This is a genomic window from Bacillus sp. N1(2025) (assembly GCF_053470005.1).
Window position 1 is genome coordinate 532,812 of sequence record NZ_JBLTJB010000002.1, and the last position, 16,305, is coordinate 549,116.

Here is a 16,305-nt window from a genome sequence, read left to right on the forward strand (position 1 = left end):
AGAGGAGCTGGGTGATGAAGGTGGAACCGATTATTCACGTAATCGTCGGAGCGGCGGAATGGGGGCATGACCGGCTGAGATACAGACGGCACCGGCTGGCTGAATTTCTCGCCCGGCAAAAAGAAACGAAAAGCGTCATTTGGGTATGCCCGTCTCCGCGAGCCAATGATGGTCAGATGGCCGGGATCGCCGAGGGAATCCGGCAGTTCACTGTAAAGGATCTCATGCAGCAAAAAGCTTTCCGCTTCGGCAGGTATACAGACATGTGCTACAGGCATAAGCTTTCACCATTGGTGAACATGCTGAAGGAAGAAGGAGAAGGGGCCCGCTGCTGCTTATGGTACACCTTCCCTGGTTTTCCGCTTCTGGCAGATCTGTTTCCTTGGGATGAAGTGATTTATGATTGCAGTGATCTGTGGGCCGCTCCGATCAGCGGCCGGTCCGGGGTGTTGTCAAATGTTAGAAGAAACATCATTAAACAAGCGGAAATGAGAATCATTCAGCGTGCCGATTCCATTACGTGTACATCTGACTGTCTGCACCAGGAGGTCGGAAAAAAGCTGGAGAACCCGCACCAGAAAGTGTTCACCATTGAAAACGGAGTGGAATATGACCTGTTTTCACGGGAAAATAAACAGCCGGATGAAGACATTTTACGGGGATGGAACGGAACGGTTCTCGGTTTTATCGGCGGAATCAAACCGAAGCTCGATTTTGCGCTTATGGCGGAAACGGCAGATGTGAGGCCTGACTGGACGATTTTATTGGTAGGCCCGAACACGGCTCAGGACGATCCGGATTTCAAGTCGCTTCTGAAGCGTCCGAATGTCATCTGGACGGGACCTGCCGCGCCGAATGAAGTGCCGTCCTATATGCAGCTTGTCGACATCGGCATCATGCCGTATAAAAATTCACCTTATAATGACGCGGTATTTCCGCTTAAGCTTTTTGAATTTTTAGCCGCCGGGAAACCGGTTGTCGGCTGCAACCTTTCTTCTACGTCAAAAATCAAAAGGCCTTTCGTCTATGAATACGTTGAAGGCAGTGACCCCGCAGATTTCATTGCGGCCTGCGACGCGCTTCTGGCAGCGGACCGCAGCGGATCATATGAGGCTTTGCGCCGTGAATTGGCCCGGAGACGGGATTGGAATGTTTTATTCGGCCGAATGCTCGAATGCACGGGTATATTGAAAAATGCGCAATCCCATTAAAAGGGAAAGCGCATTTTTTGATTTGCGTGTTTCTTTTTGATGATGCTTGTTATAATAACTAGTAAGAATTATAATGGAAGGAACGGTTCAATATCAGAAAAGACTTCATATAATTCCAAAGGAGACTTCTTTATGCTTGACGAACGCATGTTTCGCATAGTTGTTGCGTTTTTTGTCTCTCTGCTAACGGTTTTAATCCTAACTCCTATCGTAAAAAAAATTGCGATCAAAATAGGTGCAGTTGACCAGCCCAGCAACCGAAAAGTACATGATAAAATAATGCCCCGTATGGGCGGCCTGGCCATCTTTATCGGCGTAGCGGCGGGTGTGCTCGCGGCCGGTATATATAATGAAACGAAAATGACCGCCATTACAGTGGGTGCGTTTATTATTGTTATTTTAGGAATCCTCGATGATAAATACCAATTAAGCGCAAAGGTAAAGTTTTTCGTCCAGCTGGCCGTGGCCATTATGATTGTGAGCACGGGACTGAAAATGGACTTTTTCTCCGTACCGTTTTTAACGGAACGTTTAGAATTGGGATGGGTCGCTTACCCGCTGACTGTGTTATGGATCGTCGGTATTACGAACGCGATGAACCTGATTGACGGTTTGGACGGACTCGCTGCCGGCCTGTCGGTCATCGGACTCTCCACTATCGCCGTTATGGCGTTGTCCGGAGGGAAAATCCTTATTCTGTCACTTTCACTTGTCGTGATAGGAAGCACACTCGGATTTTTATTTTATAATTTTCACCCGGCAAAGATATTTATGGGAGATACCGGATCGCTCTTTCTCGGATACGTCATCTCAGTACTCTCATTATTAGGTCTTTATAAAAGTGTTACTTTATTCAGTATCATCATTCCGATCATCATTTTGGGCGTGCCGATTTTTGATACGACATTCGCCGTCATCAGGCGGATTTTAAACAAACAGCCGATCTCAGCGCCTGATAAGTCACATATACACCACCGGCTGATGGCCTTCGGGCTGTCACACCGTACGGCTGTCATTATCATTTATTTAATCGGCTTTATTTTCAGCGTCAGTGCCATCCTGCTGAAAAGCGCGACCATATGGCTTTCGCTGTTTATTATTTTTGTATTGATTGTATTTATGCAAATCATAGCAGAGGTCACAGGGTTAGTAAATGAACAATTTAAACCATTTACCAAGTTTTACAAGAGATTGGTAAAGAAAAATTAAAAAGAGCAGATCATGCGAATGGTCTGCTTTTTTGTGGATTCTGCTATTCTCTTATTATATAAAAAAACCCGATCCTTCTCAAAGGATCGGGTTTACTCTTAATAGCCTGTTGTGCCGCCGGACTGTGTGCTGTCCGTACCGTTTGCACCAGCAGTACCGTTGGTTGAGTCGGTTGTGCCGCCTGTTCCTGTGCCGCCGGAAGTTGAATCGGTTGTGCCGTCTGTTCCCGTGCTGTCGGAAGTCGAATCAGTCGTACTGTCCGTTCCGGTGCTGTCAGAAGCAGGATCGGACGCCGTGCTGCTTCCGGATGGGTAATCCAAATGTTTCTGCAATTCCTGCCGTATTTTTTCGAGATTGGTCGGATCTGGTTGGAAATAATATGTTCCGCGCGTAGTTGCAGTTCCGCCTAAATATAAATCTGATCCTGTTATGGTCAGTGTATCAATCTTCTTGCTGGTAAAGCCGCTGTAAATCTGCTGAAGAGCGAGTCCTTCAGTGATTCGGATATTCGTTTGGACGTTGTTGCTCGCTGTTTCAGCGATTTTATCGATTTTAGCAATATTTCCAGCTCTGGACATTTGGTCGATCAGTGCATTTAGGATTTGCTTTTGGCGGTCATTCCGGCCGAAGTCTCCGCGCTTATCCTGTTTTCTCATCCGCGCATAAGCCAAAGCCTGCTCACCGTTCAAATGCATGTTTCCTTTCTTGAAATAGATCCGTTTCTTTTTACTGACGTCACTCATCTCGTCGAAGTCAAAAGGCACTTTTACATCGACCCCGCCTACCTCATCAATAACATCCTTAAAGCCATTGAAGTCGACAGTGACATATTTATCAATCGGTATGTCTAATAAATCTTCTACGGTTGACACGGTTTCATCCGCTCCGCCCTTAGCAAAAGCCGCATTGATTTTTGATTTTTTACCGGTTGTGTCGCCGGCAAGCGTCACCCGCGTATCACGCGGAATACTCAGCATTTTCATTGTTTTATTTCTCGGATCAAGGGTAACGACAATAAGGGAATCTGATCGTCCGCCTTTTCCGCTGGTGGCATAATTTTCGATCCCCATAAACAAAATGGAGAACGGTTTTTTCTTCATATTGATGACTTTATCCCGCAATTTTGATTTGTCTCCGCGGGAAAGGGCATCATATGCATTATCTGCCGCATTGATCGTTTTGTATACTTTGTATCCGCCAAACCCGGCAGCGACTAACAAAACGAGGGTAAGCAGCAGCAAAATCCGTTTGAATATGATCTTTCGTTTGCTTTTCTTTTTCTTTCGAACACGCACTCTTACACGTTCAGCCATTACATTAGTCTCCTTTAGGGCTGACGTCTGTTTCTAAATACGTCAGTTCTCCCTCTGTATTCTTACTCTTGCCGTTCGTCAGTTCTGTCATCCATTTGATAAACTCGTTTTTGTCTTTTTCTTCAACGTACGTTTCAAATTCGACATGATCCGCATAATGGATATCTTTCAGTAAAAAAACTGATTCTCTCAGTTCGTTCTCTATCTTGCCGAGCCACGTATAATCCGCTGATGTATGCATAATCCGCATCAGCTTCCGCTCCGTAACTCCTATATGATTTAAGCCTTCAGACACTGACTTCCCATATGCACGAATCAATCCGCCTGCACCGAGCTTTATTCCGCCGAAATACCGGGTAACCACCGCGCAGGTATCTTTCAGACCGCGTTTTTTCAGCACTTCCAGCATGGGGACGCCGGCTGTGCCGCTTGGTTCTCCGTCATCATTCGCCTTTTGTATATGGTCGGTTTCGCCGATCAGATAAGCTGAGCAGTTATGAGTCGCATTCCAGTGCTGTTTTTTAATCTTTTGTATAAATTCCTGCGCTTCCTCTTCAGAAGCAGCACGGCTCAGGTGACAGATAAAACGCGATTTTTCAATCACAATCTCATGTTCACCCGTTTCTTTAACTGTTAAATAGCTGTGCAGCATGATTGCTGGACCCTCCTGACAAGCATTAAAAGACTTGTTTCTACAAATTCGAACAGACTTTAGAATTTTTGCGCATATTTTGGTATCATGAAAGAGTAAGATACTATATAAAAATGTTTTTTTCTAGAATATACGCATTCTTTCATTATAATTCGACATAAATTGCAGTTCAATTACATTTATAATAAAAATACATAACAACACCGTTACGGAGGGAGACAGATGAATAAATCGAAGATGGACTCCAAAGTTTTGGATTCTATACTTATGAAAATGCTGAAAACCGTGGACGGGAGTAAGGACGAGGTTTTTCAAATCGGAGAGCAGTCGCGCCAGCAATATGAGCAGCTGGTTGAAGAACTCAAACAGATCAAACAGCAGGTCTACGAAGTCATTGAGCTGGGCGACAAACTTGAAGTTCATACGCGGCACGCACGAAACCGCTTGTCTGAAGTAAGCAGAAATTTCCATAAGTTCAGCGAAGAAGAAATTCGCAACGCCTATGAAAAGGCGCACAAACTTCAAGTGGAACTGACGATGATCCAACAGCGTGAAAAGCAGCTGCGGGAGCGCAGAGATGATTTAGAACGCCGGCTTTTAGGTCTTCAGGAAATCATTGAACGGTCAGAATCGTTGGTCAGCCAAATAACCGTCGTTCTGAATTACCTGAATCAAGACCTTCGCCAAGTAGGGCTTCTTCTTGCCGATGCGCAGGCTAAACAAGATTTCGGTTTAAGAATCATTGAAGCCCAAGAGGAAGAAAGAAAAAGAGTTTCCAGAGAAATTCATGACGGTCCCGCGCAAATGCTGGCAAATGTCATGATGAGATCTGAATTAATTGAACGGATCTTCCGCGACCGCGGCACGGAGGACGGATTTCAGGAAATCAGAAATCTACGGCAGAATGTGCGGAATGCCCTTTACGAAGTCAGAAGGATTATATATGATTTAAGACCGATGGCATTGGACGATCTCGGGCTGATTCCGACACTGAGAAAATATCTTTATACAACTGAAGAATACAACGGAAAGGTGAAAATACATTTTCAGTGCATCGGAGACACGGAGAACCAAAGGCTTGCCCCGCAATTTGAAGTGGCGCTTTTCCGTCTCGCTCAGGAAGCCGTCACAAATGCACTCAAGCATTCAGAATCAGAGGAAATTACAGTAAAAGTGGAAGTAACCGCTGATTTTGTCGTTCTCATCATTAAGGACAATGGAAAAGGCTTTGATATTAAGGATGCTAAACAAAAGAAAAACAAGTCATTCGGCTTGCTGGGAATGAAAGAAAGAGTAGATCTGCTTGAAGGAACGATAACGATAGACTCTAAAATAGGTCTTGGGACATTTATCATGATTAAGGTTCCGTTATCTCTCGGCCTATAATTTGTTAAATAGAGCCAAAAGACATATTGACCGAACAGCGGCGTATATAGAACAATAGGATAAGGAGGCGTAGCGTGTGACTAAAGTAAATATTGTTATTATCGACGACCATCAACTATTCCGTGAGGGTGTAAAAAGAATATTGGATTTTGAACCTACCTTTGAAGTGGTAGCAGAAGGTGACGATGGAGATGAGGCGGCTCGAATCGTCGAGCATTATCATCCCGATGTTGTCATAATGGACATCAATATGCCGAATGTAAATGGAGTAGAGGCTACTAAACAGCTTGTTGAGCTGTACCCCGAATCTAAGGTGATTATCCTCTCCATCCATGATGATGAAAACTATGTGACTCATGCTTTAAAAACAGGTGCAAGAGGCTATCTCCTGAAAGAGATGGACGCAGATACTTTAATCGAAGCAGTGAAAGTGGTAGCTGAGGGCGGTTCTTACCTTCACCCGAAAGTAACCCACAATCTTGTCAACGAATTCCGCCGTCTTGCGACAAGCGGAGTTTCTGCTCATCCTCAGCATGAGGTTTACCCGGAAATCCGGAGACCATTACATATATTAACGAGACGGGAATGTGAAGTGCTGCAAATGCTTGCAGACGGAAAAAGCAACCGCGGAATCGGTGAATCATTGTTTATCAGTGAGAAAACAGTGAAAAATCACGTGAGTAATATTTTGCAGAAAATGAACGTTAATGACCGGACACAAGCCGTTGTCGTGGCCATTAAAAACGGCTGGGTAGAGATGCGTTAGTCATGTGTGAGAAGACTTGCCTGTTATGGCAAGTCTTTTTTTACAGCTGCATATCTATTAAAATACTTATTAAGTACTTAATAAGGCAGGTAAAGTGATGAAGATTGCAGTTGTAACAGACAGTACAGCATATATTCCGAAAGAGATGAGAGAAGAACATCATATTCATATGATCCCTCTCCAAGTGGTTTTCGGTGAAAAAACATTCCGCGAAGAAACAGAACTCGACTGGAGAAGTTTTTATAAAGAAGTAAAAAATCATGATGAGCTGCCGACTACGTCTCAGCCTTCTTTCGGTGAATTAATCGCATTGTACGAAGAACTGGGCAAAACATATGACGCAGTCATAAGCATACATTTGTCCAGCGGAATCAGCGGAACTTATAACAGCGCCGCCTCGGCAAACACTATGGTTGATCATATTAAAGTTTATCCCTTTGATTCAGAGATCAGCTGTTTGGCACAAGGTTTTTATGCATTAAAGGCAGCACAGCTCATTAAAGACGGTGTTGACTCACCGGAAGAGATTATAAAAGAGCTGGAAGAAATGAAAAAAACAGTCCGTGCGTATTTTATGGTGGACGATTTATCACACCTCCAGCGGGGCGGGCGTCTAAGCAGTGCTCAGGCTTTTATCGGCGGTCTGTTAAAGGTAAAGCCTATTCTTCATTTTGACAATAAGGTAATTGTTCCTTTTGAGAAGATTCGGACACGCAAAAAAGCGATTTCGAGAATTTTTGAGCTGTTTGGGGAGGATGCAAGTAAAGGAATCCCGATGCGGGCAGCTGTCATCCATGCAAACAGGGAAGAAGAAGCGGCGGATATTATACAGGAGTTAAGCGGTAAATATCCTCATGTCGAATTCTATAACAGCTATTTCGGTGCCGTGATCGGAACCCATTTGGGGGAAGGCGCCATCGGAATCGGCTGGTGCTTTAAAAACTAAGTGAAAATCTCCGTTTTCAAGGGCGGAGATTTTTTTATTATTAAGTTTTCGTGATTCGACAAAAAAATTCCCGGCAGGCATACTTTGAGCAGAAAGGAGGCAGGGAGATGTCCGAAGGTGATTCAGAATTTTCAGAGGTGCGGGATTTCTTTTACGGCCGGCGTTTATTGAGATCTGAGATACCGTTTTCAGACCAGCGCATCAAGCGTTTAACAGAAAAAGAATATATAACGGCCGAGCCGTCAATCATCCGCCGGAAAAACCGTTACGTCTGCCAACGATGCGGTCAGTCTGATCAAGCCAGCTTTGCGGCATTTTGGGCGCCCTCTGCCAAAAGGCAGATTACCTATTGCCGTGCCTGTGTCATGATGGGAAGGGCTGATGAACTGACATCATTATATTCTTGGAATCAAGCCCCTGAAAACAGCTGGGAGCCTGTAAAGCTTTCTTGGGAAGGAACACTGACAGACGGACAGAAGCGGGCGGCCGCCGCGCTTACAGATGCGATAAAAGAGAGACAAGAGCTTTTAGTATGGGCGGTTTGCGGATCGGGGAAAACAGAGATGCTGTTTCCGGGTATCGAGTTTGCGCTGAATCACGGTTTGCGCGTTTGTGTCGCAACTCCGCGTACAGATGTCGTACTTGAACTGCTGCCGAGACTGAATCAAGCATTTGAGAAAGTCGAAGTTTCTGCTTTGTACGGCGGCAGCGAGGACAAAGGCCGCTTGACTCCGCTGATGATTTCAACCGCTCACCAGCTGATGCGCTACCGAGACATTTTTGATGTCATGATAATAGATGAAGTAGATGCGTTTCCTTTTTCAGCCGATGAGACATTAAGATTCGCTGTTGATAAAGCGAGGAAGAAAAACAGCGCCCTTGTTTATGTAACGGCGACTCCTTCAGACACATTAAAAAAGAAGGCTGAAGCCGGTTTGCTGAAAAGCGTCCGCATACCGGCCAGATATCATCGGAAACCCCTCCCGGAGCCGCGTTTTTTGTGGTGCGGCAATTGGAAGAAGAAGCTTCAGAAAGGAAAACTGCCGCGCTCTGTAACGGATTGGGTCCGCCAAAAACTTCAATTACAGCTGCCGGTTTTCTTATTCGTCCCGTCTGTACACGTATTGAAAAAGACAACGGATTATTTTCGGAAATTAAACATACGGGCAGAAGGCGTACATGCGGAAGACACATTCAGAAAGGATAAAGTGAAACGATTCAGAGACGGCCGGCTTGACCTGCTGGTAACGACTACGATTTTAGAAAGAGGGGTTACCGTGCCCAAAGTTCAGACATGTGTCCTCGGCGCAGAAGCACCTATCTTTACTGAGAGCGCGCTCGTACAGATCGCGGGCAGAACGGGAAGGCATTATAAACATTTCAGCGGTGATGTCGTCATGTTTCATTTCGGAATTACAAACGGAATGAAAAAAGCAAAAAAACATATAGAGCATATGAACAAATTGGCACAAAAAAGTAAATTGTTGGACTAGTTAATTTCAGAAAACGTGATACAGTATACTCATACTTTCCTATGAGGAGCTGTCAGCATGCTTGTCAATTCTAAAGAAATCATATTAAAGGAACTTCTCGACCGCCATATGCCTAAGCTTCATATGAAATGCACATGCCGGGTATGCAAAAATGATGTACTGGCACTTTCACTAAACCGGGCTGAACCGGCATATGTTACAGATAAAAAGAAAGTTGCTTATGCAAAAGCAGAGATAGTTGATAAACAGAAAAATACGGCGCTGCTTGTCATTCTGGCTGAATCAGCGGCGATTGTTTCGGTTAATCCAAGCGAGTTCTGTGAAACTCGGGAAGGAGCGTAATATCTCTGAATTGTTTATTGTGTGACTCACCAATTTCAAGTTCATTGACTTGGAGATCTCTGTTTTCTCTGGCGCCCGAGCAAGAGATATGCAGCATATGCAGCAGCCAATTCGAAAAAATTGAAGGTCCCGTATGCAGTATATGCGGGAGGCCTCAGGAGTCAAATGAAAAATGCGCTGATTGTGCGGCCCGGGAATCAAAAACGGAAAAGCGCTTTTTGCTGCGGCAAAACCGTTCGGTATATTTGTATAATGATGCGATGAAGGACTCATTGGCCCGGTTTAAATTCAGGGGTGATGCGAAAATCATTCAAGCATTTGAACGTGACTTTGCTGCCGGCTTTAAAGCGGCATATCCATCAAATACACATACTCTCATCCCTATTCCGCTGAGCGGCGAACGGCTGGCGGAACGCGGATTCAATCAATCCGAGCTGCTGGCCTCTCTGCTCGGAATGCCCGTCATTTCCCCCCTCATCCGACTGAACAATGAAAAACAATCCAAAAAGAGCAAAACAGAAAGGCTGTCCGCAGAAAAAAAGTTTTCAGCAGCCGAAAACTCCGCCGAAGGTATGAACGTCATCTTAATAGACGATATTTATACGACGGGCGCCACACTGCATCAAGCCGCCGAAGTCCTGCTGACAGCGGGTAAAGCGTCATCGGTCTCCTCTTTTACTTTAATCAGGAGCTAAATCATTCTTTTTTTCTGCCGATATAATTGATAGAAATATAAGGCAGATTAAAGAAGGAATAGGAGTTAATACGATGGGTGAATTGGCGAATTGTCCAAAATGCAATGCTTTATTTTTTAAAACGAACCTGCAGACCGTGTGTCAGGCATGTATTAAAGAAGAAGAAAAAGCATTTGAAACCGTCTATAAATTTTTGAGAAAGCAGATCAACAGACAGTCGACGATGCAGCAGATCACTGAGGAAACAGGTGTGGATGAAGAGCTGATCCTCAAGTTTATCAAACAAAAAAGGATTCAGATCAGCCAGCTTCCAAATTTGGCATATCCTTGCGAAAGATGCGGAAATCCAATCAGGACGGGGAAATTTTGCAAGTCCTGTCAGACAGATATTGAGTCGCAATTAGACCATATGAACCAAAAAACAGCCGCTGAATTCGATGAAAAAAACAGTACAAAAGACACATACTATGCCTATAATACCAAAAACACCTGATTCCCTAAACTAACTGATAACGCAGTCGATAAAAGAATTAGACTGCGAACAGAAAGCGAGAGGAATCCTATGAAAATCAATCAGTACGGAACACAATCCGTTAATCCATACCAAAAAAATTACGAAAAGCAAGCCGTACAAAAAGAGGCTGCAAAGCCGAAGGACAAAGTGGAAATTTCTTCTCATGCAAAAGAGCTTCAAAATGCGTCAGATGCGGTCACTAAAACACGTCAGGAAAAAATCGCTCAGCTTAAAGCGGATATAGAGAGCGGAACATATAAAATAGATTCAAACAGCATCGCTGAAAACATAGTGAATTTCTATAAAAAGCAATAAAAAGGAGAAAGCCAATGTCAGCAAAGCCAATTATTGATCAACTGAAGCGACTTTGCGCACTGCATGAACATCTGCTCACGCTGTCTGAGGAGAAAACGGAAGCGCTGAAAGCAGGTAAAACAAAAGAGCTCTCCAACATATTGACCAAAGAGCAAAAGTATATTCAGGCAATCGGGCAGACTGAGGAAGAACGAATCAGGTTAACTTCTCAGTTTCTCAGCCGCGGTGAGGACAATACAATTGCTGCATGCATCTCCAGAACTTCAGGCAGTGAAAAACAGGAGCTTGAACGGTTATTTCACTCTTTGTCTGCGCTTCTTGACCGTCTGAAAGAAGTGAATGAGATGAACAAACAGCTCACGATTCAGGCTTTACAATTCATCTCCGGGGCATTCGATATGATCATGCCGGGTGAAAAAGAGAATATGAATTATAAAGAGCCGCAAGCGGCGCGCAAGCCTGTCAGCCGTTTGACATTATTCGATTCAAAAGCTTAGAACGGAGGATTTTCAATGCCATCGACTTTTATGGGGCTCGAAACAGCAAGGCGTGCATTGAGTGCGCAGCAGACTGCATTGAGCACAGTTTCAAATAACGTTGCAAACGCAAATACAGAAGGATATACGAGGCAGCGCGTCACATTACAATCGACAAGCCCTTATCCCGCAGTATCAAAAAACAGTGATCTGACGGCCGGCCAAATCGGAACAGGAGTAAAAGCCGGTTCAGTTGAGCGCGTCAGAGACAGTTTTTTAGACTATCAGTACAGAACTGAAAATACAAAATTAGGGTACTATACAGCCCGTTCCAATTCATTGTCGCAAATGGAAGGCGTCATGAAAGAGCTTGACGATAACGGATTAAACGGATCGCTCAGTTCGTTTTGGAATGCCCTTCAGGATCTGGCGACGAATCCGGAAAATACGGGAGCGCGCTCAGTTTTGCAGGAGCAGGGGAAATCTCTTGCCGAAAGTTTTAACTATATATCTACCTCTTTGACTAACATTCAGGGTGATATTAAAAAGAACCTGGATAACACAGCGGATCAGGTCAATTCCATTCTCAATCAGCTGAATGACCTTAACAATCAAATAGCGGCAGTTGAGCCGAGCGGTATGCTCCCTAATGATTTGTATGACCAAAGAGACAGATTGATTGATCAATTATCTTCTATGGCAAATATAAAAGTTTCATATAATAAGTCGGGCGGACATGCCTTGGCGACTGCTGAGGGCACGGTTAACGTCGAATTGCTGAACGGAAACAACAATTCTCTCGGTACGCTGCTCGACGGTAACACAAAAACAGTTTCAGAAATGAAAATCAACTACGACAAGGACAGCGGCCTCGTGTCGAGTGTGTCAGTCGGCAGCAGTACGGTCAATGCGGATGCATTTACCGGTAAAGGCTCACTTTTAGGTCTTATTGAATCATACGGCTATATGTCAAATGGAGAAGAAAAAGGTCTTTATCCTGAAATGCTGACGGCTCTTGACAATATGGCACTATCCTTTGCTGACGCGTTTAATGCAGTTCATGAAAAAGGGAAGACCTATACAGGCGAACAGGGTGCAGCATTTTTTGATTTCAGCGGTGATGAAGCGGTGCCGGCAAAAGGTGCGGCAGCGAAAATAAAAGTCAGTGACAAAATTCTTGCGTCTACTGATAATATCGCAGCGTCGTTAAACGGAGAAAAAAGTGACGGCACAAACGCGACAAATCTTGCAGCCGTACAGAACAGCAAGCTGACTATTAACGGTGAAACCACTACAATTAATGACTTTTATGAATCCCTTATCGGAAAGCTGGGCGTTAATTCACAAAAAGCGGCCAATCTTATGAACAACTCTGAAAGCAACACCCTTTCAGCCGATGAACGGAGACAATCAGTCAGTGCAGTTTCTTTAGATGAAGAAATGACAAATATGATTCAGTTTCAGCACGCTTATAATGCGGCTGCGCGGATCATAACGATGCAGGATGAAATATTCGATAAAATTATTAACGGTATGGGCACCGGAGGAAGATAGGAGATAAGTAAATGAGAGTAACTCAAGGGATGATCGCAAAAAATTCTCTTCGATTTATCGGCTCAAGTTATGATAAGCTCGATCGGCTTCAGCAGCAAGTATCTACGGGGAAAAAAATCACGAAAGCTTCTGATGATCCGGTCGTTGCAATGAAGGGAATGCAGTACCGTACTCAGCTTGCGCAGGTAAACCAGTATCAGCGGAATGTTTCGCAAGGTTTTACATGGCTGGAAAACTCGGAATCAAGCGTAAACTCGGAAACGGATATTATGGGGAAAATCCGAGACTTGATGGTTCAGGCGAAAAGTGATTCGAACGGTGAAACAGAATTGAAAGCAATCGGTACAGAAATCGGCCAGCTGAAAAAGCAGCTCGTTTCTGTCGCGAATACTCAGGTAAACGGACGTTATCTGTTTAACGGAACAAATTCAGACGTCCCGCCGATCACTGAAAATGCCGACGGCACATATACGTACAACTATGAGAATTATACCGGTGCTTCGGATGTTAACATCAACATCTCAAACGGAGCAGTGCTGAAAGTGAATTCTGATCCAAACTCAGCTTTCGGAGGCGTCGCACAAAATGGAGATAATGTATTTGAATTTCTCAACTCCTTAGAAGCTTCTTTAAGCAAAGGTACGCTGTCCGAAGCAGATTCAGATCAAATTCTGTCAGATATTGACGGTTTTACTGATAAAATGAATGCTGAAAAATCCAATATCGGCGCACGCACAAACCGATTGGAACTCATTCAGACAAGATTGGAATCACAAGCGGCAACCGCTGAAAAAGTATTGTCCGATAATGAAGATGTAGAAATGGAAGATGTAATTGTTGATTATTTATCTCAACAGACGGTTCATAGAGCAGCGCTGTCAGTGAATGCGAATATCATTCAGCCGTCACTGATTGACTTTCTGAAATAATATAACTGACCGTCTTCAATATATAAAAAAGCGACTCACACCAGGGAGATCGCTTTTTTTACTAAAATACTATAAACAGGGGGGATCTCTGTGCAGATACCGAGATTGATTATTGACAGTGTGCCTGCTAAAATCGGTATAACCTTTCAAAAGGAAGAAATCGAGATGGAACAGCCGCCCGCTGACTTGGAAATCGAGCAGCCACCGGCAGAGCTGAACATTGAAAGCACGCCGGCCAAACTGACGATTGACCAGACGAGGGCGTGGGAGAACTTGAATCTCAAATCATTTGAAAAGCTGAACGCTGAAGCCGCCCAGAAAGGTGCGGAAGCCTGCAGCGAGTTTATTGCCAAAACAGTCAGGGAAGGGAAGGAAATGGCGGCTATCGAAAAGAAAACGGGCAATGTGATGGCCCGGCAGGCAGCAGATGTCAGTCCGCCCGATCCATTCGGCGAATTCAGCGACTTTCTGCCTGCGCAGTTTCTCGTCGACATTGACTGCATTCCTTCAAAGCTTACGATTGAAATTGAAGCCCGCAAACCTTCAATTGAAGCAGCCGTCAATAAACCTGTATGGAATTATACGCCGGGGAAAGTTCAGATTGATATGATGCAAGACCCTAAGGTGACGATTTCGGTTGACGATGGCAACGCAGAATAAAAGATGAAAGTGGTAAAGGATTGTGAAGCATGATAATTAAAACAAAATATCACGGAGAAATCAGAATAGACGAAGGGCAGATTATCTCATTTGAAAACGGCCTGCCGGGATTTAATGACGAGACTCAATTTGTTGTTCTTCCTTTGTCGGAAGATTCACCGTTTTTGGCGCTGCAGTCTGTGAAACAGGAGCACATCGCCTTTATTGTCGCCAGTCCGTTTATTTTCTTTAAAGGGTACGAATTTGACATTGACCATGCGACGCTTGAGCTTTTGCACATTGAAGATATAGAGGACGTCGAAGTGATGGCGATTTTAACGCTGGAAGAGCCTTTTGAAAACACGACCGCCAATTTAAAAGCGCCGATTATCGTCAATAAAAAGGAAATGAAGGCGAAACAAATCATTTTACATGATGCTTCCTATGAAACAAAACATCTGATAGGAGGAGGATCATGCTAGTTCTCTCAAGAAAAGTGAATGAGTCCATTCAGATCGGGCCGGATATTGAAATAAAGGTGATCGCCATCGAAGGAGAACAAGTGAAGCTGGGAATTGAAGCGCCTCAGCATGTAGATATTCACCGGAAAGAAATCTACTTGTCGATCCTGGAAGAGAACAACAGAGCCGTATCTTTTAATACTGATTTATTACTTAACTTATCCTCACAAAAAAAGTGAGGATTTTTTTATTTTCAATATAAACAATAGAAGCGGCCATCCGATATATATAGTGTAGCCAATGAGAGGAAAAATTTTCTTCAGAATGACGCTGCGCAAATGCACAAGGACGTGCGAAAAACAATTCAGGGAGGAAATACAAAATGAGAATCAACCACAATATCGCGGCTCTTAACACTAGCCGTCAGCTGAATGCAGGTTCAAACTCTGCTGCAAAAAACATGGAAAAATTATCTTCAGGTCTTCGCATCAACCGCGCTGGTGATGACGCTGCGGGTCTTGCGATCTCTGAAAAAATGCGTTCTCAAATCCGCGGTTTAGACATGGCTTCTAAAAACGCTCAAGACGGAATCTCTCTTATCCAAACATCTGAGGGTGCATTGAACGAAACTCACAGCATTCTTCAGCGTATGAGCGAGCTTGCTACACAAGCGGCAAACGATACAAACACAGATTCTGACCGTTCTGAGCTTCAAAAAGAGATGGACCAATTATCATCTGAAGTAACAAGAATCTCTACTGACACTGAGTTCAACACGAAGAAACTTCTTGACGGAACTGCAAAAGATCTTACGTTCCAAATCGGAGCTAACGAAGGTCAAACCATGACTTTGTCTATCAATAAAATGGACTCTGAAAGCCTGAAAGTTGGTACGACTTATACAGCTCAAGCTGATGGAACACTTAAATCAGGTGATGGAAATAGCACTGCTACTTGGGCAGATGAAGAAGTAACAGACGGTAAAGTTACAAAAGAAGCTGGTTATTATGATGATAAAGGTGCTCTAGTAGGAAGTGAAAAACTAGAAGAAGGCGAAAAGTTATCTAAAGGTATCGACATCTCTTCTTCAGCTAAAGCTGCGTCTTCAGCTCTTACAACAATCAAAACAGCTATCGACACAGTATCTAGCGAGCGCGCTAAACTTGGTGCGGTTCAAAACCGTTTAGAGCACACAATCAACAACCTTGGTACTTCTTCTGAGAACCTGACTTCTGCTGAATCACGTATCCGTGACGTAGACATGGCTTCTGAGATGATGGAGTACACGAAAAACAACATCCTTACTCAGGCTTCTCAAGCTATGCTTGCGCAAGCTAACCAACAGCCTCAGCAAGTTCTTCAATTGCTGAAAGGTTAATGACGGAAAGATCCTGGTTCTCCAGG

The 16,305-nt window shown here is 44.1% G+C and carries 19 protein-coding genes; 17 read left to right on the plus strand and 2 right to left on the minus strand.

Features of this window, described 5'->3' with window-relative positions; all coding sequences use genetic code 11:
* Positions 1-14 precede the first annotated feature (14 nt).
* Positions 15-1,211 (plus strand): teichuronic acid biosynthesis protein TuaH, encoded by a 1,197-nt coding sequence (gene tuaH, locus ACNFN4_RS07575; RefSeq protein WP_448200098.1) that lies wholly within the window; start codon positions 15-17, stop codon positions 1,209-1,211.
* 132 nt (positions 1,212-1,343) lie between these two features.
* Positions 1,344-2,420 (plus strand): glycosyltransferase family 4 protein, encoded by a 1,077-nt coding sequence (locus tag ACNFN4_RS07580; protein ID WP_003151382.1) that lies wholly within the window; start codon positions 1,344-1,346, stop codon positions 2,418-2,420.
* 98 nt (positions 2,421-2,518) lie between these two features.
* Here the strand turns inward: ACNFN4_RS07580 and ACNFN4_RS07585 are convergent, their stop codons facing one another.
* Both ACNFN4_RS07585 and ACNFN4_RS07590 read right to left on the minus strand, forming a co-directional pair.
* Positions 2,519-3,733 carry an LCP family protein gene (locus ACNFN4_RS07585; RefSeq protein WP_014419013.1) on the minus strand — a complete coding sequence of 405 codons (1,215 nt, stop codon included), beginning with the start codon at positions 3,731-3,733 and terminating at the stop codon, positions 2,519-2,521.
* Positions 3,734-3,737: 4 nt separating this feature from the next.
* Complete coding sequence (locus tag ACNFN4_RS07590) at positions 3,738-4,385, minus strand: YigZ family protein (RefSeq protein ID WP_021494097.1); 648 nt, start codon at positions 4,383-4,385, stop codon at positions 3,738-3,740.
* 222 nt (positions 4,386-4,607) lie between these two features.
* Here ACNFN4_RS07590 and degS point away from each other — a divergent pair, with 222 nt between their 5' ends.
* From degS to ACNFN4_RS07665, 15 genes are all read left to right on the plus strand, one after another.
* Positions 4,608-5,771, plus strand: coding sequence for a two-component sensor histidine kinase DegS (degS, locus tag ACNFN4_RS07595; RefSeq protein WP_007407484.1), 1,164 nt, complete (start codon positions 4,608-4,610; stop codon positions 5,769-5,771).
* A gap of 76 nt (positions 5,772-5,847) precedes the next feature.
* Positions 5,848-6,537, plus strand: coding sequence for a two-component system response regulator DegU (gene degU / locus ACNFN4_RS07600; protein ID WP_003219701.1), 690 nt, complete (start codon positions 5,848-5,850; stop codon positions 6,535-6,537).
* Between the two features lie 97 nt (positions 6,538-6,634).
* Positions 6,635-7,483, plus strand: coding sequence for a DegV family protein (locus tag ACNFN4_RS07605; protein WP_003151387.1), 849 nt, complete (start codon positions 6,635-6,637; stop codon positions 7,481-7,483).
* A gap of 107 nt (positions 7,484-7,590) precedes the next feature.
* Positions 7,591-8,976, plus strand: coding sequence for a DEAD/DEAH box helicase (locus tag ACNFN4_RS07610; protein ID WP_215797174.1), 1,386 nt, complete (start codon positions 7,591-7,593; stop codon positions 8,974-8,976).
* A 57-nt stretch (positions 8,977-9,033) separates the two neighbouring features.
* Positions 9,034-9,318, plus strand: a complete 285-nt coding sequence (locus tag ACNFN4_RS07615) for a late competence development ComFB family protein (RefSeq protein WP_003151389.1) — start codon at positions 9,034-9,036, stop codon at positions 9,316-9,318.
* Between the two features lie 5 nt (positions 9,319-9,323).
* Complete coding sequence (locus ACNFN4_RS07620; RefSeq protein ID WP_201741798.1) at positions 9,324-10,013, plus strand: phosphoribosyltransferase family protein; 690 nt, start codon at positions 9,324-9,326, stop codon at positions 10,011-10,013.
* Between the two features lie 73 nt (positions 10,014-10,086).
* Positions 10,087-10,506, plus strand: a complete 420-nt coding sequence (locus tag ACNFN4_RS07625) for a TIGR03826 family flagellar region protein (protein ID WP_014419009.1) — start codon at positions 10,087-10,089, stop codon at positions 10,504-10,506.
* Positions 10,507-10,575: 69 nt separating this feature from the next.
* Positions 10,576-10,842 carry a flagellar biosynthesis anti-sigma factor FlgM gene (flgM, locus tag ACNFN4_RS07630; RefSeq protein WP_003151393.1) on the plus strand — a complete coding sequence of 89 codons (267 nt, stop codon included), beginning with the start codon at positions 10,576-10,578 and terminating at the stop codon, positions 10,840-10,842.
* Between the two features lie 14 nt (positions 10,843-10,856).
* Entirely contained in the window at positions 10,857-11,339 is a 483-nt protein-coding gene (locus tag ACNFN4_RS07635; RefSeq protein WP_031379255.1) for a flagellar protein FlgN, read from the plus strand.
* 15 nt (positions 11,340-11,354) lie between these two features.
* Entirely contained in the window at positions 11,355-12,872 is a 1,518-nt protein-coding gene (flgK, locus tag ACNFN4_RS07640) for a flagellar hook-associated protein FlgK (protein WP_014419008.1), read from the plus strand.
* An 11-nt stretch (positions 12,873-12,883) separates the two neighbouring features.
* Positions 12,884-13,801 (plus strand): flagellar hook-associated protein FlgL, encoded by a 918-nt coding sequence (flgL, locus tag ACNFN4_RS07645; protein ID WP_007407477.1) that lies wholly within the window; start codon positions 12,884-12,886, stop codon positions 13,799-13,801.
* 90 nt (positions 13,802-13,891) lie between these two features.
* Entirely contained in the window at positions 13,892-14,461 is a 570-nt protein-coding gene (locus ACNFN4_RS07650; RefSeq protein WP_448200099.1) for a DUF6470 family protein, read from the plus strand.
* 29 nt (positions 14,462-14,490) lie between these two features.
* Positions 14,491-14,922: a flagellar assembly protein FliW gene (gene fliW, locus ACNFN4_RS07655; protein ID WP_007407475.1), complete on the plus strand. Its 432-nt coding sequence runs from the start codon at positions 14,491-14,493 to the stop codon at positions 14,920-14,922.
* On the plus strand, positions 14,916-15,140 hold the full coding sequence (gene csrA, locus ACNFN4_RS07660) for a carbon storage regulator CsrA (protein ID WP_003151402.1): 225 nt from the start codon (positions 14,916-14,918) through the stop codon (positions 15,138-15,140). The genes fliW and csrA overlap by 7 nt, the downstream gene beginning before the upstream one ends.
* A 143-nt stretch (positions 15,141-15,283) precedes the next feature.
* Positions 15,284-16,279: a flagellin N-terminal helical domain-containing protein gene (locus ACNFN4_RS07665; protein WP_022553864.1), complete on the plus strand. Its 996-nt coding sequence runs from the start codon at positions 15,284-15,286 to the stop codon at positions 16,277-16,279.
* Positions 16,280-16,305: the final 26 nt, after the last annotated feature.